This window comes from Streptomyces sp. NBC_01520 (assembly GCF_045040375.1).
Lineage (GTDB): Bacteria > Actinomycetota > Actinomycetes > Streptomycetales > Streptomycetaceae > Streptomyces.
The window spans coordinates 2,504,223-2,524,354 of sequence record NZ_CP109404.1 but is presented as its reverse complement, the minus strand read 5'-3'; the positions used below and the strand labels follow the sequence as shown (position 1 = coordinate 2,524,354).

Below are 20,132 nucleotides of genomic sequence, written 5' to 3'. Positions count from 1 at the left end.
GCTCGGATGACGCTTTCGGGGCGATTTCCCGGCGGCCGGAACCGGGCAGCACGCTGCGCTGTCTTCATGGTCACGCGAAGGCGACCAACCGCAGCAAGAGATCGTATGACCGGCTATGCTGCGGCAGACGGCGCGCACACGTGTACGCGCCACGCCGAAACGGGGCGGTAGCTCAGCCGGTTAGAGCAGCGGACTCATAATCCGTCGGCCGTGGGTTCGAGTCCCACCCGCCCCACCCAGCATCCCCAGGCAGAATCGTTCTGACCTGGGGAAACGCGGATTTTGCGGCGGATTTCCGTGCGGTATTAGCCGCGCGCCGTGCGGTACTGGCTCGCTGTCGCAGCTTGCTGGCCCACTTTTGATGCGTCTGACCTGGCCTTTCGCGGCGGTTGCCTGAGGGAGCGTCGTGGCACGGTCCCACGGCCGTCGAGGGAGGCTTGTCGCTCTGTCCACGACCGCCACCCCGTAGGGCGTTTCCGCTGGCCCTCTGCTGTACCCAGTCTGTTCCGTGCAGGCCAAGCCGACGCCCTTCGGCTTTCTGATCGGCGCGACGCGTGCCGCTCCGCAGCGGAGCTCCGATCGAGCGGGGCGCGCTGACACGGTCGGACCCGTTCCGGTATCCGCCGGGGCGGGGACGGAGAATCCTGGGTTGTTCCTCGTGCTCGCGCGTACGGCAACTCGTGGGTACCGCGCTCCCCGGCGGTGGGCCGGTCGGAAGACCGGTGGCGAGCACGACCCGGACTGGCTCTACCGGATCAACGAGGGCGAGATACACGGACAAGCGGGCAGCTGCCGCCTCGACCTCGACGACCCGGCGGGGGCGCTCGTCTCCCTCCAGAAGGCCCGGAGCACACTCAACCCCGACGAACGGCGCACCCGAGCCCTCGCCCTCACCCACGAGTCCACCGCACACTTCCGCACCGGCGACGCGGAGGCTGGCGGCGACGGGTCAGCAGGCGCTCGCGATGGCCGGCGACCTCCAGTCCGCCCGCCTCGACGAGCATCTGCACACCCTCGCCGCCGAACTCGACGCCGATCCCGCCCCGTACGCTCAGGACCTTCAGGACGCGGAGGCGGATCTGGCGAGGACGGAAACAAGACGTGAGCGGACAGGTTCTCGTGCTGTGGGACATCGACCGAACGCTGCTGTACGTCGGAGACATCGACCGGCAGGTCTACCGGGAGACGTACCACGAGCTCACCGGTCGCACCGCCGGATCCCTCCCCAAGCGGGGCACCGGCACGACGATGCCCCTGGCGATCTTGCGCATGCTGGTGGAGAACGGCATCGCAGAGGACGAGGCGGCCTCCCTGCTGCCGACCATGGTCGAGCTCCTGCCGCAGGTCCAGCGCCGCCACATCGACGACATCCGACGCGACGGTGTCCTCTTGCCGGGGGCAGTCGCCGCGCTGCGAGCGGTGCATGACGAGCCGGAGTTCCTTCCCACGATCGTCACCGGGAACCTCAAGGCCAACGCACTGCTGAAGCTCGCCGCCTTCGACCTGTCCCGGCACGTCCATACGGACATCGGCGGGTACGCCTCGGACGACATGCACCGCCCCTCCCTGGTCGGCATCGCGCAGAAGCGGGCCGAGGCACTCACGGGGCAGAGCTTCGGCCGATCCGAGACGGTGATCATCGGAGACTCGCTCGAAGACATACGCACCGGCCGAGAGGGCGGCGCCTCAGTCATCGCATCGGTGTCCGGGACGACGTCGGCCGACGAACTGGCGGCGGCTGGCGCCGATCTCGTGCTGGAGGATCTGACCGATCAGCGGCGGGTCGTCGACTCGATCCGAGGCCTCGCCGGTTGACCGCCTCGAATAGCGCGCGGGTGTGTGAGTTCGGTACAGCACTGAGCACGAAATCGCGTACGAAGCTGGGGCTGTACCAACGCTGTGGGAGAAGGGAGTTCAACGCAGTTTCAGGTCCCCTGGGCAAGCGGCGGACGTACTCTGGCCCTGATTAGCTTGTCCGGGCGGGACAGTGGGGGATCCTCGTTGGCCGAGAACCAATTATGCCTTTCATGCGGCCAGCGCATCACTGTCGACGCCACCGGCGGAGTCGCTGCGCACACGAGGGCGCACAGTCCGTTCGCCTGTTTCGCATCCGGTCTCCCCGCCGCCGAGAACGCCAGGCCCGTCAACGGCGGCAGACGCGATGAGGGACGTCAGCGCGCCCCTGTCGCGCAGGAGTACAAGCTCCCGGAGCGTGTCTACGTCCAGGCCCCACCGTGGCTTCCTGAGTGGGGGCATGCCCATGTTCCCTCAGTTGCCCTTCGCGCATCCGGAGCCGTCGGAATCTACCTGCCACGCCACACCGATTGGGACCATCAGGAGAAGATCAACGCGATGGTCTCCGGCAGCCTTGGAGCCACACACGACGGCAATTGGGGTTGTTGGACGGTCCCTAGTTCGCACTTCCTTCACCTGGCCAATCAGATGCTGCGGCGTCACGACCGGATCATGGTGGGACGTCAGTACAACCCTGGCGAGAGGTGCAACGCCCGCTGCAAGAACGCGCTTGGACCCTTCTGTACGTGTTCCTGCCGGGCGAAGTTCCACAGTCGCGGTCGTTGGATGAAGGACTGGGAGACGATCGACGAGTTGGACACCCGTCACGGAGGACAGTCCTGGCATTGGCTCATCGTCTCGTCTGCACGCTGACACGCGAGTTTCCAGGGTGGGCAGCACCGAATCTTGCGTTGATCCGCTGTTGCCGCTCAAATAGCGGCGTTGGCAGAGCTCCGTTCGGGCCACGCCGCGAGCTGGAATCGCGACGGGCGGTTCTCGTACCGACCGGCCCGGCATTCGTCGCCGGACCTGCCCAGGGCCTTCTGCATGCGGGTGAGGAACCGGTAGTACTGCTCGTGCCAGAGCACGGCTGACCCCGCGTCCGGATAGGCGTCCGCCTAGCGAATTCCAGGGCCGCGATCTCGTACGTCAGGCCCTCGTGCTTCGCCCAGCAGGGCGGGATGGCGTCCTGCGGCTGCCAGGCGTACGTCCGGTTCAGTCAGCGGCACACGGAGTCGAGCCACGCGGGCATCGGCTTGTTCGGCTCCGCTGACAGGGCGCCGATGCCCAACGGGACGGGACCGTCGGCGGCCAGGCGAAGGCCGCCCCATAGCCGTGCGGTACGTACCGCACCGCAATGCCGTTGCCGGGGATCGAGGCGGATACAGCGGGTCCTCTAGCGGCCGGTTCCTCTCCCGCACCTGGCAGCGCAGAAGCTCATGGATCTACTGGTCGGTACCGTCGTCCCGCCAGACGCTGGCACCCCCACGGCCGCGAAGCTGTCGGCCGGGTCCGCCTCCTGCATGGCCGGCGGCGACGGCACGAGCGGGCCGGACGGCGTTACGGCCGTCGTCTTGCAGGTGCCGTCCTCCCAGACCAGATCCACGGTCACCGAAGGAAGGCGACCTGCGGGCGCTGCGTCTCGTCCTTCCCGGCAACGCCGCCCACCGGAGCAGTCCACAGCTCGATGCTCGCGGCCTGGTCCGAGTAGGAGATCGAGCGGGTGGCGAGTGCCGCCGTCCGCGTAATCAGCTCGCTTTCGTCGGCGGTCTTGCCATCGGCGCCGACTCCTCGGTTCTCCATGACCAGGCGAGCTGTCGAGTCGGTGTCGGAGGTGACCGAGTGCAGCACGTTGGACGCGGCGGTGGCCGCCAGCATCCGGTGTCGCCAGTCCTCGCTGACGAAGAACCGGGATCGTCGTGGAGCATGGTGGCGCTCACGGCAGCGGCACGGGCACCGCGCTCATCGCGTCCATACGGCGCCGGGAATCCGTCCTGGTTGGCCGAACCGCTCAGGACGGGGCCTTCTGCAGCTGCCGGAGCGTAGCCGGAGAAGTCGCCGGGGACGTTGGACGCCTGCCGCACGTCGATGGGAGCGACCAGGCCGTTCGTACTCGAACTGCTATCAAGTTTCCAGTCGTTGGACTCCCAGGTGAGCGTGACCGTCACGATTTCTGCGTTCGCTTCGGGCTGGTGGCTGGCTGTGGGCAGGTGGTATCTGCTGGTCTGCCCAGCTTTTCCACGGGTTCGGTTCCGGTCGGCCTTGGCGGGCGGGGTGGTCAGGGACTGTTCGTGTCAGCGGGGTGGGCCGTGGGTGGTGTCGAAGAGGTGTGTCCAGGCGTGCTGCCAGGGCCAGTTGTGCGGCAGGTGCAGGGTGACGCGGCGGGCGGAGCGGGCGATCCGGGCCGGGACCTGGATCAGGTGGGTGCGGAGGGAGGAGGTGGTGGCTTTGGCGTGGAACGCGGAGGTCAGGGAACCGGCGGCCCGCAGCAGGTTGTAGGTCATCGCCTACAGGGTGAGCCAGGCGGCGTTGGCGTTGAAGTGTCCGGACGGCAGATGAGCCAGGGCGCCGGCTTTGCTGTCCGCGATGACCTGCTCGACCACGGCGTGGTGGCGGTGTTCCCGCTCGGCCTGGAGTGTCGGGGCCGGCTGGTCGGTGAGGAAGGGGTGGTAGCGCCAGACGGGAAACAGCTCGCCCTGCTCGCCCACGACGGCGGGTTTGGCCAGGTCACGGACCCGCCGCACGATCAGCCGGGCGGTGACCCGGTCGACTTTCTTCCGGCCGACGAATGCGGTGTATTCGGGTATCTCGGCGACTTCGGCGTCCGAGATGAGTTCACCGGTCTCGGGATCAGGCACCGCGGTCGGGTAACTGATCTGCTGCCAGGCACTGTCAGGAAGGCTGTGAACGGCCCGCTTGATGGAGGGGTTCATCCCGGCGGTGATCGAGAAGTGGGCGCCTGCCCGGCGGCAGGCGGCGATCACCCCGGCGTTGTAGAACTGGGAGTCGGCCCTCAGGATGCGCATGCCGGTGCAGCCGGCCTCGACGGCGGTGGCCAGGGCCTCGCTCACGAATTTCGGGGCGCCTCGGGAGTCTGCCGCCTTGCCGCGTCGCATCCGCACCGTCGCGATCACCGGCCGGGAGTGGGGGGTGCAGATCGTGGCGAGGAGCGGGTGCAGGGTGCGGATGCCCCTGAACCGGCCGTACTCAGCACCCTGTTTCGCCCGGCCGTAGACCCGCTTGTGGGTGGAGTCGACGTCGACGAACGCCACCTCACCCGCGCCCGGCAGCAGCGGGGTGTGCGCGGCCAGAGCAGCCAGGAATCTACGGTGCACGGCGTGTAGTTGGAGAGCATGGCCGTGGGTGAACGCGCGCAGGAACGTGCCCAGCGTAGACGGGGCGCGAATCCCGCCGAACAACGCTGGCATCGCCCCGTGGCGCAACATCGCCAGGTCGTCGATGCTGTCCGCACCCGCGGCCATGCCCGCGACGATGCTGGTGACCTTGGCGTCCGCTGCCGCACCCGCCCCGTTCTTCACCCCGGTCAGCTTCACCTTCTCCGTCACCAGCCGCGACAACCCGCACCGCTCGGCCAGCCGCAGCACCGGGACCAGCCCGGCCTGCGCGATCAGATTCGGATCATCGCGCCCGACAGAGCGGAGACCGCCGCCGGTGTATGGGAAACTTGCATCTCGGAAGTGCCTTGCCGATCGTGCCTGATGGAGCCTCAAGAACTCCCATCATCACAGGTCACAAGGCACTTCCTCGTTTCAAGAGGAGTTATCCACAGACATCAAATCGGTGGATCAAGGCTAAGGGGCCTTGGTATCTCTGGACTCCGGCCGGACCGCGCTCCGTGCAGGGCGGATGCCTGCATGTCGGGTGCGCCCTGGGTGTCTGCGGCGCTGCTGGGCACCGGAAGGCTGAGTGCCGCATCCTGTAAAGGCCCGTCAGTGCACGTAGCGAACCTCTTGTGGAATATCCATCATTGCCCTGACCTGCGCGTTTGTCGGCGGGCAGCTCTTTGTGTCGGCGATCCAACTTTGCAAAGCCGTTATCAATATTTTGCCAAACGTCACCTATCTTGCATACAAGATCCACAAAGGGTCCGCAGTGCATCGGGCCGGGGGGCCCTAGAGGGGTGGGTCAGGCATGTCATTTTCCAGATGGACAGCTTCGCGGGCGGTGACCGCGTTGCTGGTCCTCGCGTTGGGGGGAACAGCTCCGTCGGCCTGGGCCGTGAGTAGTGGTTCTCTGTCTGGCGCGGCAGTGGCCTCCTCGGATCCTGCAACGGAGGCGGATTCCGCGCTGGCGGAGGCGGCCACCTCCGGTGAGCGGGTGGAGGTCGTTGGTGAGCGCACTGAGCGAGAGACAACGTTCGCCAACCCGGACGGCGCCACTTTCACGCTGGAGAAGTCGATCGCTCCGGTGCGGGTGAAGCAGCCGGGTGGCGAGTGGGTGAAGCCCGATGCCACGCTGGTGCAGCGCGCCGATGGGTCGATTGGTCCGAAGGCTGCGGTGGCCGGGGTGACATTCTCCGCCGGTGGAAGCGGCACGGATCTGGTGAAGATCGCCGAGGGCAGGCGTTCGGTGGCGTTGGGCTGGGCCGGCGAGCTGCCGGTTCCGACACTGGACGGCCCCAGGGCCACGTACGCGAATGTGCTGCCCGGCGTCAATCTGATCATGACGGCGACGGTGGTGGGCTACCGGCAGGTTCTCGAGGTCCGCACCGCAGAGGCGGCGGCGAACCCGGCCCTCAAGCAGATCAAGTTTGCGATGAAGGCCGACGGGCTACGGGTCAAGGGCGGACCCGGCGGAGGTGTGGAGGCGGTTGATCCCAACGGGCAGGTCGTTTTCCGTTCACCCGTAGCCCAGATGTGGAACTCGGCAGGGGATACTGCCGAGCCCACGCAGATGCGCGCGCTCGCGGCTTCGGCCGCCCCGGCGGATGTGGTGCAGGTAGCCCCGGGCGAGGAGGGTGACCCGCTGGCCGGGCCCGGCGCCGGGGATGAGTCGGCGGTGTTGGACATCGACCTGACGGCCACTTCGGTGACGGTCACTCCGGATGCCGGCCTGCTGGCGAAGGCGGATGCGGCATCGTTGCCGCTGTACATCGACCCGACGGTGGAGCTGAACGAGGACGAGCGCACAGTGCTGTCCTCGGACGGGGACGTGTTCTACAACTTCTCCGGCGGCGACAACGGTATGAGCGTCGGCAAGTGCGGAAGCGCAGTCATCGGCGGCGTGTCTTACTACTGCGGATCCGGCTATGTCAACCGTATGTACTTCGAGTTCAGCCCCACCAAACTTGCGGGCAAGGAGATCCTGGACGCGACGTTCAACGTGACGGAGACGTGGTCGTTCTCCTGCGATTCGCGCTGGGTTGATCTGGAGCGCACCAACAACATCTCCGCCTCGACGAAGTGGCCGGGCCCGGCCAAGCTCGACCAGATGGGCGATCGCGACATCTCAGCGGGCCGCGGCACCGCCTGCAGCCCCTCGCAGCCCCGCGCAGCGATCAGATTCCACGACAACGCTGAGGAGCCGGATGAGAATCTGACACCGACGGTGAAGGCTTTCGCGGCGGGCAAGATGTCTCGACTCACCCTGATGCTGATGGCCAAGGACGAGTCGGACACTGTTTCCTGGAAGCGCTTCGACGACGACGCCGTCCTCAGTGTCGTCTTTGTCGCCAAGCCGGCGCTGCCTGAGGCCACTGGCCTGGTGGTTGGCTCCAGCCCCGTGTGTTCCCCCGATTCGACCAAGCCCACCATCGTGAGCGATCCGACCCCTGCGGTGACGGGCAAGCCCAAGGTGGTGGCCGGTGGCGAGACGGGTGCGCGCCTGAGGATCCGCTGGCGTACGGAGAAGCTGAACGGTACGGCCTGGGAGGTGGCGCACACAGACGTCACCAGTCCCACGTCAGGGTTCGTCGGGAATGCGGTGAAGCAGACCCAGTCGCTGCCAGCGTTGTCGGAGGGGGTGTCCTACCGACTGAAAGCGCTGACGTTGTCCTATCAGGACAACGGGACGTCTTTCCTGAACACCGGTTACACCACGCCGTGCTACTTCCAGGTGGACGCTACAGCTCCCAAAGCCCCGACTATCGGTTTCAACGGCCCTTACACCCTGTGCACGACCACCGATTGTGCCCAGCACGGCAAGCCCGGGCTGCCGGGATCCTTCACCTTTGGGCCGTATGCGGGTGATGTCAACAAGGCCTACCGGTACGCGCTGTCCACCGGATCTAACCCGGATGCGAACCCGCAGTACATCTATCCGCCTGCCGGATCGCCTGTGACCGTAACCGATGTGACGCCGATGGACTCAGGCACGATTCACCTGCGGGTCGAGGCGCAGGATGCGGCCGGGACGGGCCGCTGGGGTGCCCCGAACATCGTGGATTTCCTGGTCAAGGAGAGTGACGCCCCGGTTGGCCGGTGGAGTTTCAACGAGGCGTCCGGCGATGCCAAGGACACCTCGACGACCGATCCAGCGCTGCAGGACAACGCGACCCTGGCCACCGGCGCTACCCGAACGGACATGGGGCGTCGCGGTGAGGTCTCCGGGGCTTCGGATCTGGGTCTGAAAACGGACGGCGCCACGGGATATGCCGCCACAGCCGGCCAGGTGATCGACACAAGGTCTTCCTACACCCTGGCTGCCTGGGTCCGGATGGACCCTACGACCCATAACGCCACAGTGCTGGGTCAAAACGGTGTCAACCGCAGCCCGTTCCTCCTGGGATACGAGCAAGCGCTGGGCAAGTGGTCCTTCAAAGCAGTGAACACCGATGCTCCGAAGTCGGGAACGTGGTCGTATCAGCAGGTGGCGTCCAAGAACCCGGCTGTGCCCGGAGTGTGGACGCATCTGACCGGGGTGTATGACGCGACTGCCAAGAAGCTCAGCCTGTACGTCAACGGCAAGCCGCAGGGCAGCGTCGCCTATACGACAGCGTGGGCGGCGACCGGAGCCTTCCAGATCGGCCGGGTCCAGTGGTCGGAGGCCTTCTCCGACTATTTCCCCGGCATCATCGACGAGGTCGCTGTCTGGCAGGAGGCCAAGACCGAGGCGGACGTGGCAAAGGAAGCTGCCACGTACGACGTGAACACCGGCCTTGCTTATCCCGAGTTGGTGACGGACTGGGACGCTGCTGGCGCGACCGGCACCACCCTGGCCAACCAGTCCCCAGGCTACGGCCACGACCTGGCGCTGTCCTCGGGTGCTTCGCTGGACGGTGAGGCGATCGTCCTGAACGGCTCCACCGGTGCCGGAACGACCACTGGTCCGCTGGTGGACGACTCCGGATCGTTCACGGTGTCCACCCACGTCGCACTCGACACGGCGAAGCTAGTCAACAAGCCCATCGGCTACCAGGCCCAGATTCTCGGCCAGCGCACCACTACCGGCTCATCGTGGAGCATCTGGTTCGAACTGACTGGCACCGACATGATTCCCGATGAGGACACCGGAGAACTGCAGACGGTGGTCTTGGGCCAGTGGCACTTCGGCCGCCTGACTGCGGACGGCACCGGGACATCGGTCGTCAGTGACACCGTCACGCTCGGCGACGGTGAAGAAGTAAGCCCGACCGGCATCTACGACGCCCAGGCAGGGACGACAGGCACGATCAGCCTCTACCTGGACGCGGACCAGAAGGGCATTCCCCTTGTCTACACGGCAGCCATCGGCAGCGGAGAGTTCGCAGTCGGCAAGGGCTACTTGAACAGCGTCTGGGGCAACTACCTGCCCGGCCGGATCACCCGCGTCCGCGTGTGGGCGGGTGCGCTGAGCAACAGCGATCAGGTCACTGCCGTCGTCGGCATCTGATCGGTTCCGGCCGGGGGCGGATCAGCCTTCGGCCGGCCTTCTTCCTGTTCTTCCCGGCATGGCGCTGCCGCCTGCCCGAAACCGCCCATCCCTCATGGAGAGGACCCTCGTGTCCAGACACTTCCGTATCGTCAAACGACGCTGGTCAGGGGGTGGCACGCCACAACCTGGCTCCACCCTCCGACGCCGGATACCCCTGATCGGCACCCTGATTCTGGCCCTGTCGGTGCCCGCCGGACTGACCCCGATGGCGGTGGCCGCCGACCCGCTGGGACGGCCTGGTCTGCAGGCCCCCCGGGTGGCCAAGGTCAAGGCCATGACCGCACCCAGTGCCAGGGCAGCCCGGGAGCGCGTCGACAAAGCCAAGGCCACCAATAAGGCACAGTCTGACCGAGCCCGCCAGGAACGCGACGTCTCCTGGCCCAAGGCCTCGAAGATCTCGCAAGCCCTCACAGGTAAGGCCGCCGCAGGCGCTGTCGCGCGAGTGGCCCCCACAAAGCTGGGCAAGTCCTCCCGCACCGCGAAGCCCACCGCCACGGGCACGGCGACAGTCCACGTTCTGAGCCAGGAAGCGGCGCGCAAGGCCGGGATCACCGGCGTACTGCTGACCGCTACCGCCTCCCAGCCAGGCAGTGCACACATCAGCGTTGACTACAGCTCGTTCGCCTCCGCGGTGGGCGGCAACTGGTCCACCCGGCTGGGCCTGGTCAGCTACCCCGCCTGCATTCTGACCACGCCGACGAAGGCCGGCTGCCACACCGCAACACCGCTGAAGTCCAGCAACGACCAGACCGCGCAGACAGTGAGCGCCCCGGTCACGCTGGCTGCCCAGACCACGCCGGCCAGCGGGTTGACGGTCCTGGCGCTCGCGGCCACCACTACCACCTCGGGCAAAGGGGCTGGCGACTTCAAGGCCACCCCGCTCTCCGCGTCCTCCACCTGGGAGGCCGGCGGTTCGTCGGGATCGTTCACCTGGTCGCACCCGCTGACCGTGCCGCCGGCCGTCGCCGGCCCCGTCCCTTCGCTGGGCCTGTCCTACGACAGCGGCAGCATCGACGGACGCACCGCCAACACCAACAATCAGGGCTCCCTGCTGGGTGAAGGCTTCGATGTCACCTCCTCCTACATCGAGCGCAAGTACGGCAGTTGCGACAAGGACGGACAGAGCGGCAAGTTCGACCTGTGCTGGAAGTACGAGAACGCCTCGGTCGTCCTGAACGGCAAGTCCAGCGAACTGGTCAAGGACGACACGACCGGCGTCTGGCACCTGAAGAACGACGACGCTTCCAAGGTCACCCTGTCCACCGGCGCCACCAACGGTGACGAGGACGGCGAATTCTGGAAGATCGTCACCGCAGACGGCACCACTTACACCTTCGGCCTGGACAAGCTCCCCGGCGCCGGCACCGAGCGCACCAACTCGGTGTGGACCGCGCCGGTCTACGGCGACGACGCCGGTGAACCCGGCTACACCAAGGGCAGCACCTTCGCGTCCCGGGCGGCAGTGCAGGCCTGGCGCTGGAACCTCGACCTGGTCGAGGACGTGCACGGCAACGCTTCCACCCACTGGTACAAGGCGGAGAGCAACTACTACGCCAAGAACGGCGACAAAAGCGCCCTGGCCTCCTACCATCGGGGCGGCTACGAGGACGAGATCCGATACGGGCAGCGCAAAGACACCCTGTTCACCGGAACCCCTTCGGGCAAGGTGAGTTTCTCCTATGCCGAGCGTTGTACCGCTACGGACTGTTCATCGCTGACCGCGGCCACCGCCGACAACTGGCCCGACGTCCCTTTCGATGCGATCTGCACACAGAGCGCCACGGACTGTGCAGCCACCTCGCCGGCCTTCTTCACCCGCAAGCGTCTGACCGGCGTGAATACATTCGTGTGGTCGACGGCAGCCGAGCCCGACGCGTACGCGCCGGTCGACTCTTACGCCTTCACACAGGAGTTCCTCGACGGCGGAGACATCGGCAACAGCTCCGACCAGACCCTGACTCTGAAGTCGCTGATCCACACCGGGAAGAACGGCACGGACAAGGCGCTGCCGCCGGTCGACTTCACCTACCACATGCTGTCTAACCGGGTCGGCCTGCCGGGCGAGGACATCCTGCCGCTGCACCGCCCACGCCTGAACACCGTCACCTCCGAGGCCGGCGCAGTCACCACCGTCACACTCTCCGCACCCCAGTGCGTGCGCGGCAGCAAAATGCCGACGGCCGAGGACAACAACAGCCTGTCCTGCTACCCGGTCTACTGGGCACCCAACGGCGGTGAGACGACACTGGACTGGTTCCACAAGTACAACGTTCTCGCCGTCACTACCTCCGACCCGGTCGGCTTCACCGACACCGTGGAGAACTCGTACACCTACGAGAATCCGGGCTGGCACTACAACGACGACCCGATGACGCCCAATGACGAGCGCACCTGGTCAGTCTGGCGCGGCTATCAGAAGGTCACCACCTACACCGGCGCGAGCGACGACACCCAGTCCAAGACCGTCAAGCTGTTCATGCAGGGCCTCCACGGCGACAAGCTCAAGGACGGCACGACCCGCACCGCAGTGGTCGCGGGCATCGACCTGCCAGGCCTGAACATCACCGACGCCAACGACACCGACGTCTTCGCCGGACAGCTGCGCGAACAGATCGTCTACAACGGAAGCGCCGCCGTCTCGGTCACCGTTCACAACATCTGGAACAAGCAGACCGCCAGCCAGCAGAAATCCTACGCAAACGTCAAGGCGCACTTCGTCAAGCCGTCCCGGACCTACGCCTACACCTACCTGACGGCCAGCGACACCTGGCGCAGCGCCTACACGTCCTACACATACGACAGCTACGGCATGACCAGCCTGGTCGACGCCGTCGGCGACTCGGCCAAGACCGGCGACGAAACCTGCACCCGCACCTGGTACGCCCGTAACGACACCAAGGGCATGACCAGCCTGGTCTCGCGCACCCGCACCGTCGCCAGCACCTGCGTGGACGCAGCCGGCGCAGCCATCACCGACGACAAGCTGACCCTGCCCGCATCCACCGCCACCCGCGGCAGCGTGCTCTCCGACACCGCGGTGGTCTACGACGACACGACCGCCACGGGCTGGAGCGCCACCCAGACCCCGACGCTCGGCGAGGCCACTTGGACCGGCCGCGCCAAGACCTACCCCGCCGCCAACGGCACCGCTGACCGCAACCCTGCAGTCAACGGCGGCTGGCAGACCATCAGCACCACCACCTACGACACCACCACCAGCAAGCTGGGCCGCCCGCTGTCCGTCAAGGACGCGTACCAGAACATCACCACCACCGCCTACACCCCGGCGGCCAGTGGCCCGCTGACCGCGACGATCGTCACCTCACCGAAGCTCGCCTCCAACGGGCAGACACACAAGGCCTACACCTACCTCGACCCCGCCCGCGGCTCGGTCATCCGCACCTTCGACGCCAACCTCAAACAGACCAACAACACCTACGACGCCCTTGGCCGGCTCACCGCCACCTGGCTGCCCAACCGCAGCCAAGCAGGCAATGACAGTCCCAACGCCAAGTACGACTACAACCTCTCCCGCACCAGCCAGCCCTGGACCTCCGTGTCCACACTGAACGCGGACGGCACCACCTACCAGACCAGCTACGACATCGCCGACTCCCTGCTGCGCCCGCTGCAGACCCAGACCCCCTCCCCGAAGGGCGGGCGGATCCTGACCGACACCCGCTACGACTCCCGTGGCCTGGCCTACGAGTCCTACGCGGACGTGTATGACGACAAGTCCGCCCCGAACGGCACCTACACCAGAGCCGAATACGGCGGCGCACCCACCCAGACCCAGACCGTCTTCGACGGCGCGGGCCGCCCCACCACAGCCGAACTGCTGGTTCTCGGCGTCCACAAGTGGTCCACGACCACCAGCTACACCGGCGACTCCACTGCCACCACCGCGGTGACGGGCGGCAGCGCCACTCGCACCCTGACCGACGCGCTGGGCCGCACCACCGAGACGCGCACCTACGCCTCCACCCAGCCCGACGACCCTGCCTACGGTGCCACCCTTGGGGCCACCTACACCCGCGTTAGCACCCAATACACCCCGGACGGCAAGCCCTCACTGGTCACCGGCCCGGACAACGCCCAGTGGTCCTACACATACGACCTGTTCGGTCGTACAGTCACGGCCAACGACCCGGACTCGGGCACCACGACCACCCACTACACCGACCTCGACCAGGTCGACACCACCCAGGACGCAAACAAGACCACGCTGCTGTACCAGTACGACGAGCTCGGCCGCAAGACCGGCCTGTGGCAAACCAGCCGGACCGACCCCAACAAGCTGGCCGCCTGGACCTACGACAGCATCCTCAAGGGACTGCCGGACACGTCTGTCCGCTACGAAGGCGGTCTGTCGCCGACCGGCAAGGCGTACACCAAGAAGGTCACCGCCTACGACTCGATGAGCCGGGCCACCAGCACCGACCTGCTCCTGCCCAGCAACGATGCGCTGGTCACCTCCGGGGCGGTAGCGGCGACCACCACCATCGGCACCGCCTACCGCATCGACGGCACCGTCAACAACATCAAGCAACCCGCCGCCGGCGGTCTGCCCGCAGAGACAGTCGAACCCGACTACAACGCCCTCGGTATGCCCATCGGCCTCTCCGGAGCCAGCAGCTACCTACTCGGCGTGTCCTACTCCGCCCTCGGCCAGCCCGAACAGCTGACCCTGGGTGTCTCACCCAGCGCCAAAAAGGCGACCATCGCCAATATCTTCGAGCCCGGCACCGGCCGACTGCAGCGCTCGCACGTGACAGACCAGACGCACACGTGGATGCCGCAGGACCTCAACTACAACTACGACGAAGCCGGGAACGTCACCTCCATCCAGGACCCCTCCACCCTCGGCGGCACCAGCAAACCCGACTACCAGTGCTTCACCTACGACGGCCAGCGGCGCCTGAGTGAGGCCTGGACCCCAAAGAGCGCCGACTGCGCCACCAATGGCCGCACCACAGCCAACCTGGATGGCCCGGCCCCGTTCTGGACGAGCTACACCTTCACCAACTCCGGTCAGCGCAAAACCGAAACCCAGCACACCGGCACCCCGACCACCACCAACTACTGCTACCAAGCCGACCGCCCCCACGCGCTGTCCGCCACCACCACCGCGCCGGACTGCACGCTCACCGCTCCGCAGTACAAGTACGACGACAACGGCAACACCACCACACGCGTCGAAAAGGCCGGCAGCACCACCAGCCAAAGCCTTCTCTGGAGCCCCGAAGGCAAGCTCAGCAAGCTCACCAAGGGCACGAGCGCCACCGAATACATCTACGACGCCGACGGCAACCAGCTCATCCGCCGCGACAGCAGCGGCGAGACGGTCCTGTACCTCGGCGACACCGAAGTCCACACCAAGGCCGGCAAGACCTGGGCAAGCCGCTACTACAGCGTGGCCGGATCCACCATCGCCGTGCGCACCAACGAGGCCGGCACCGAGAAGCTCTCCTTCCTCGCCGCCGACCAACACAGCACCTCCAGCCTGTCCCTGGACAGCACCACCCAGGCAATCAGCAAGCGCTACACCACCCCCTTCGGCGCCCCCCGCGGCACCTCCACAGGGACCTGGCCCGACGACAAGGCCTTCCTCGGCAAACCGGCCGACACCGCAACCGGACTCACTCACATCGGCGCCCGCGAATACGACCCAACCACCGGTCAGTTCATCAGCGTCGACCCCCTCCTCGAACTCGACAAGCACCAGACTCTTAACGGGTACAGCTACGCGGGTCAGGCACCCACCACGAATTCTGACCCTACGGGCACCTGTCTCGACCCGGGCAACGGCCACTGCCAGCCCGGCAATAACAGTGGGATACCGGACCCGGGCTATCCGATCAACACGAACCCGGCACCGGCGCCACCGCCCAAGCCCAGCGGCAGCGGCACTGCCCCCACCAGCAGCAGCGGCAACACCGGCAGTGGCAGCAACGGCAACGCCAACCGCGGCGGAAATGGTTGCGGAGACAACGGATTCACCGACATCTGCTACGGATTCGGCGAGATCTTCTACGGGCTGGTCTCGAATATCCCTCACACGGCTTCATATGGCGGCTGGCTCGTAGACAGTGACTGCTGGACCGGCGGCGGCGCAGGGGCACCTGGGTGCGACTACGGTGCCTCGTTCGACGAATGGGCTGCTAGCCAGGGCTACGACACCTCAAGTGACGCATACCAAGTGCCTAGCTTCGTTGCCGCGTTGTTCAGTCACGGGGAAGGGACCGGGCCTCGGCCTAGGCCGCGCACTAAGCCAACGCAATGTTTCCTGGCTGGCACGCAGGTTCTGATGGCCGATGAGTCGACCAAAAATATCGAAGACGTCAAGGTCGGCGACAAGGTTTTGGCAACCGACCCAGAAACCGGAAGAACCGAGAACCGTAAAGTTACTGCCCTGATTGTCACAGAGGGGCATAAGCACCTCAACGAGCTGACGATCAGAACAAAGGACGGAGAAAAGAAGCTCACTGCTACTAGTGAGCATCCATTCTGGGTTCCTTCTGAGCGTCAGTGGGTCTCGGCAGGTGACCTGAAGCCCGGCATGAAGCTCCGCACGGTGGACGGGACAACGGCCGAGGTTCGAGCGAATCGGGCATACAGTAAGCACACCCGCACGTACAACCTCACGGTCGAGGCCCTGCACACGTACTATGTGCTCGCAGGTCGTACCCCAGTGCTCGTACATAATCAGTGCGCCAAGAAGGCCCCTTCCGGGCCGAAGGTGCCACCAATCCCCAAGGAAGTGAAGTATCACTACACGGCCATTAAGCGGGGGAATGGAATTCCTCAACTCGACGACGAAGGCGTGCAGAAGATATTTCGTGGCGACAAACCGACCCAGCGGCAGTGGGCAGGGGCGAAGGAGTGGGTCGTCCCATCGAATCTCCCGGGGAATGAACTGAGAATCCTATGGAACGAAGATACGGGCCTCGTGGGGTGGAGTGCGAATCACTACACTACCATTCAGGAATTTCCTAAAGATTACGGAAACTAGGTCGGTCGTATCTGCGAACTTATGTAACAGTAACCCGAGGGGCCTGGCGAATATCGCGGGCCTCTCGGGCCCTTTCGTTGAATGGAGCCAGATCTATGAGCGCATGTTTCGCATTTTCGTTCCAGGCGGATGACGACGAAGATACCCCTCTCGGGAGCTTTGTTGACCTCGACAATTTCTTCATTGGCTCATCTAATGCGCTCTCCGAATTTGGTAGTGCAACAGAAAGCGGGTTGGATGGTGGCGGATTCTGGCTTAACCCTCGGCTGGTTGACCTGACCCCGACTGAGGCCTTGAGGGAGTATTGGGCCTCCGGATCGCCCGGCGAGAGGCATCTCGGAAATGCGTGGATCATCATCCACGGTGCGCACGGAAAAATGATCGGATCATACTTTGTGGGCTCTGTATCGCTGGATGAATGGGTGCAGAATCCAGACCAGACGGTGACAGTTACCCTTTCCTGCTGGGTCAACGTCCTTCCCGAGGGGGGTGCAGGCAGTTTGTGGAAATCCTGGGGTCGCCACGCGCCTACGTCCATGAATGGTTGGGTGGATATCCCACTGGGGCAGAGGGAGAGTTGGGTCGAAGTCTCTCGAATGTATGGGATGAAATCACGCCGGGCGAAGAATTCAGATGGAAGATATGTGCTCTGTGGTGAGAATATTCACGATCTCGCAAGCTTCTACTGTGCAATTGGTGAAGCTATGAATGGCCCTGGTGGATATTATGGATGCAATTTGGCCGCCCTTGATGACTGCCTCTTTGGTGGGCACGGCCCGGCAGCACCATTCCGGCTGGTGTGGCAGGAATCAGCGGTTGCAATGAACTCGCTCGGTACTCTGCCTACCGATATCGATAACAAAAAAGTACTTGGTTTGATTCTCGAATGTTTCGAACGTCGCGGGGTTAGTGTCGAACTGACCTGAGGCGAATGGTCTGCGGCGGAGGTCGTGGAAGCGGATGCGCCGGAGCCCGGCGCTGTCGAGGAAGCGGCCGAAGCGCCGGGTCATGTTGGCTGGGTCGATCGGTCCGCCGGTCGGAGTGGTGAAGACGAGCCCGCTGTCCTTCCAGTTGACACCGGCCGTCTTGCGTTCTGCTTTCTGATGTTGCCGGTGGCTCTTCAGCGAGTGGACGGACTCGGTCGGTAGGGCGATGCGGCGTTCGGAGGCACGGGTCTTGGTGGGCAGGGTCATCAGGCCGCCGCTCTGGGTGCGTTGGAGGGAGCGGCGAACGCTCGCCGTTCCCCAGTCGAGGTCGAGGTCTTCCCAGCGGAGGCCGAGGAGTTCGCCTTTCCGGAGTCCCGTACGGAGGGCGAGTTCGTACAGCGCGTGGAGCCGGTCGGCGCGGGCCGCGTCGAAGAACTGACGGGCCTCTGCCGCGGTGAGCGGACGGAAGCGCCTGGGCTGGTGCGTGGTGGTCTTGACGTTGCGGGCGACGTTGCGGGGCAGCTCGTCTTCGCGGACGGCGTGTTCCAGTGCCGACTTCAGCACCGAGTGCACGTAGGTCACGGTCAAAGCGGACAGCCGCTTGTGGCAGCACTGGCCGATGGTGCAGCACTTCTTCCGGTCGGTGTCCAGGCCCCGGGCGCAGCACTGGCAGGTGGTGCGGAGTCGGTCGAGGAAGGTGCGTACGTCCTTGGCGGTGAGGCGGGCGATCTTTTTAGTGCCGAGGCCGAGGCCGAGGCCGGGGATGAGGTGGAGGCGGAGGCAGGCGGTGTAGCGGGTGTGGGTGTTTTCGCGGAGCCGGTGAACGGCGACGCTGCCGAGCCAATAGGTCAGGTAGTCGCTCACGGTGCTGTCGGCAGTAGCGACGGGGAGACCGCGGTTGCTGTCGCTGATCTTCTCGGTGAGTTTGTCGGCGGCTTCTCTCCGGGTGGTGCCGTAGACGCGGACGCGTTTGCGGGTGCTGTCGGCGGCGAGGACGTAGCCGGCGGCTTCCCAGCGGCCGTCCTTGCGCTGGTAGATGGTGCCTTCGCCGTTGGCACGGGCCTTCTTGCGCTTGGGGGCGGTCATCGGGCGGCCTCTTCCAGGTGGCGCTGGACGTAGTCAGCGAGGGCGTGGGCGGGGATGCGGCGGGTGCGACCGATGGCCAGCGAGGCCAGGCGCCGGGTACGCAGGAGGTCGTAGAGCGCGGAGCGACTGATCTTGAGGCGGGCCATTGCCTCGGGGACGGTGAGGAGTTCGTCGTCACGCACCGGCCGTCACCTCCTGCTCGCGCACTGGGCCGCCACCGATGAGTGCGGTGAGGCGTTCGAGGTCGGGGGTGAGGCCGGTGCCGTCGTATGCCCAGTGGGCGAGGACGAGAGTGGTCGGTGAGGACGGAGGGGTGTGGCGGCGGCGCGGGCGGCTCGGAGGGCGCCGAGGGTGGTGGCGTAGGCGCGGGTCTTGGTGGAGAAGTGGCCGCGGAAGCCGAGCATGTGGGCCCACTTGCGCAGGTTCAGGTGCTTGAGGTCGTCGCGGGCGCCGAGGGCCCAGGCGGTGCGGATCATGCGGGCGGCGTGCTCGGGTACGGACTCGAACCAGAGGTCGGTGATCCTTTTCAGCCTGTGGTCGAGGGTTCCGGTCGCGGCTTCGGTTCCCTTGGTGGCGTACTTGGCGACGTATCCGGCGACCTTGCCCTCGGTGATCGTGGTCCCGCCCTGGAAGGCTGTGGACCGGATGATCCTGGTGTCGATCTGCTGGCCGAAGGTGAAGGAGCGGGCGCGGGCGTTGATCTCCGGTCCGTCGATGTGGGCGCGGGTGGCCGCGAGCCGGATGGCGTCGGCGAGGAGTTCGGGTGTGGCCCAGGCGGGTGGTGGGGTGTAGGGCTCTGCGGGGCCGTCGAGGCGGATCACGGCGTGGAAGTGGATCAGTCCGCGCTGCTGGTACTCGGCGACCTTGGCGTACGAGACGCGGGCGACCTTGTGGAGCAATTGTTGAGGGATTCCGGCTGCGGCGGCGATGGTGCGGCGAAGGTGGAGCATGAAGCGCGCCCACAGGGCCGGGGCGTGGGCGTTCCACAGCACGGCGCCGGTGTAGTCGTACCGCTCGGGGTCGAGCGGTGTACCGAGGAGCGGGTCGCCCTTGGTGTGGGTGCGTCCGCAGCGGCAGCGGGCGGAGCCGCTGGTGCGTCGCCCGTGGACCGGCCCGTACGAGGGCGCGGTGAGGGTGGCGAAGACGCGGGGGTGGGTCGCGACCTGGTCGGGGATGTTCTTGCCGCCGCGCAGGCCGGCGGCGATGAGGTGGTAGGTGTCCTGGCGGTAGAGCTCAGCGCAGGAGGGGCAACGGCTGGTACGGCGGTTGCCGCAGCGGACCAGGAGGTGCCCGGCGGGCAGCTCCTTGGACTTCAGTTCGCGCAGGATCTCGCCAGTGAAGGCGTCGATCTCGGTGCGCTGGCCTTCGAGCCGGATCGGCTGGGCGCAACCACTAACGACGTTGGGGGAAATACGGGTTCGGTCGGGCCGTGACATGGGAAG

The 20,132-nt window shown here is 65.9% G+C and carries 7 protein-coding genes, 1 tRNA gene and 2 pseudogenes; 5 read left to right on the top strand and 5 right to left on the bottom strand.

Annotation, left to right across the window (positions count from 1 at the left end; genetic code table 11):
* Window positions 1-161: 161 nt before the first annotated feature.
* Window positions 162-235: transfer RNA gene (locus OG524_RS11455), tRNA-Ile, on the top strand.
* Window positions 236-1,101: 866 nt separating this feature from the next.
* Complete coding sequence (locus tag OG524_RS11450) at window positions 1,102-1,815, top strand: haloacid dehalogenase-like hydrolase (protein WP_405810086.1); 714 nt, start codon at window positions 1,102-1,104, stop codon at window positions 1,813-1,815.
* 1,587 nt (window positions 1,816-3,402) lie between these two features.
* Here OG524_RS11450 and OG524_RS11445 read toward each other — a convergent pair.
* A complete protein-coding gene (locus OG524_RS11445; RefSeq protein WP_405810084.1) occupies window positions 3,403-3,672 on the bottom strand; it encodes a hypothetical protein in 270 nt (89 codons plus the stop codon).
* 416 nt (window positions 3,673-4,088) lie between these two features.
* Window positions 4,089-5,485 (bottom strand): annotated as a pseudogene (locus tag OG524_RS11440) (IS1380 family transposase).
* Between the two features lie 494 nt (window positions 5,486-5,979).
* On the opposite strand from OG524_RS11440, the gene OG524_RS11435 reads away from it, so the two are divergent.
* The 3 genes from OG524_RS11435 (at window position 5,980) to OG524_RS11425 (ending at window position 17,604) form a co-directional block, all read left to right on the top strand.
* On the top strand, window positions 5,980-9,624 hold the full coding sequence (locus OG524_RS11435) for a LamG domain-containing protein (protein WP_405810082.1): 3,645 nt from the start codon (window positions 5,980-5,982) through the stop codon (window positions 9,622-9,624).
* A gap of 247 nt (window positions 9,625-9,871) precedes the next feature.
* Window positions 9,872-16,678: a polymorphic toxin-type HINT domain-containing protein gene (locus OG524_RS11430; RefSeq protein WP_405812449.1), complete on the top strand. Its 6,807-nt coding sequence runs from the start codon at window positions 9,872-9,874 to the stop codon at window positions 16,676-16,678.
* 95 nt (window positions 16,679-16,773) lie between these two features.
* Window positions 16,774-17,604, top strand: coding sequence for a barstar family protein (locus OG524_RS11425; protein ID WP_405810080.1), 831 nt, complete (start codon window positions 16,774-16,776; stop codon window positions 17,602-17,604).
* On the opposite strand, the gene xerC is transcribed toward OG524_RS11425, so the two are convergent.
* The 3 genes and pseudogenes from xerC to OG524_RS11410 form a co-directional block, all read right to left on the bottom strand.
* Complete coding sequence (gene xerC, locus OG524_RS11420; protein ID WP_405810078.1) at window positions 17,488-18,690, bottom strand: tyrosine recombinase XerC; 1,203 nt, start codon at window positions 18,688-18,690, stop codon at window positions 17,488-17,490. The two genes, OG524_RS11425 and xerC, sit on opposite strands and share 117 nt — an antisense overlap.
* Entirely contained in the window at window positions 18,687-18,872 is a 186-nt protein-coding gene (locus OG524_RS11415; RefSeq protein WP_382542785.1) for a helix-turn-helix domain-containing protein, read from the bottom strand. Before OG524_RS11415 ends, xerC begins: the two co-directional genes overlap by 4 nt.
* A pseudogene (locus OG524_RS11410) lies at window positions 18,865-20,126 on the bottom strand (replication initiator). Before OG524_RS11410 ends, OG524_RS11415 begins: the two are co-directional and overlap by 8 nt.
* Window positions 20,127-20,132: the final 6 nt, after the last annotated feature.

Excerpts from the sequence above, each read along its gene's own strand:
- OG524_RS11445 (WP_405810084.1), bottom strand. The coding sequence starts at position 3,672 with ATGCTGGCGGCCACCGCCGCGTCCAACGTGCTGCACTCGGTCACCTCC.
- xerC (WP_405810078.1), bottom strand. The coding sequence starts at position 18,690 with ATGACCGCCCCCAAGCGCAAGAAGGCCCGTGCCAACGGCGAAGGCACC.
- OG524_RS11430 (WP_405812449.1), top strand. The coding sequence starts at position 9,872 with ATGGCGGTGGCCGCCGACCCGCTGGGACGGCCTGGTCTGCAGGCCCCC.
- OG524_RS11425 (WP_405810080.1), top strand. The coding sequence starts at position 16,774 with ATGAGCGCATGTTTCGCATTTTCGTTCCAGGCGGATGACGACGAAGAT.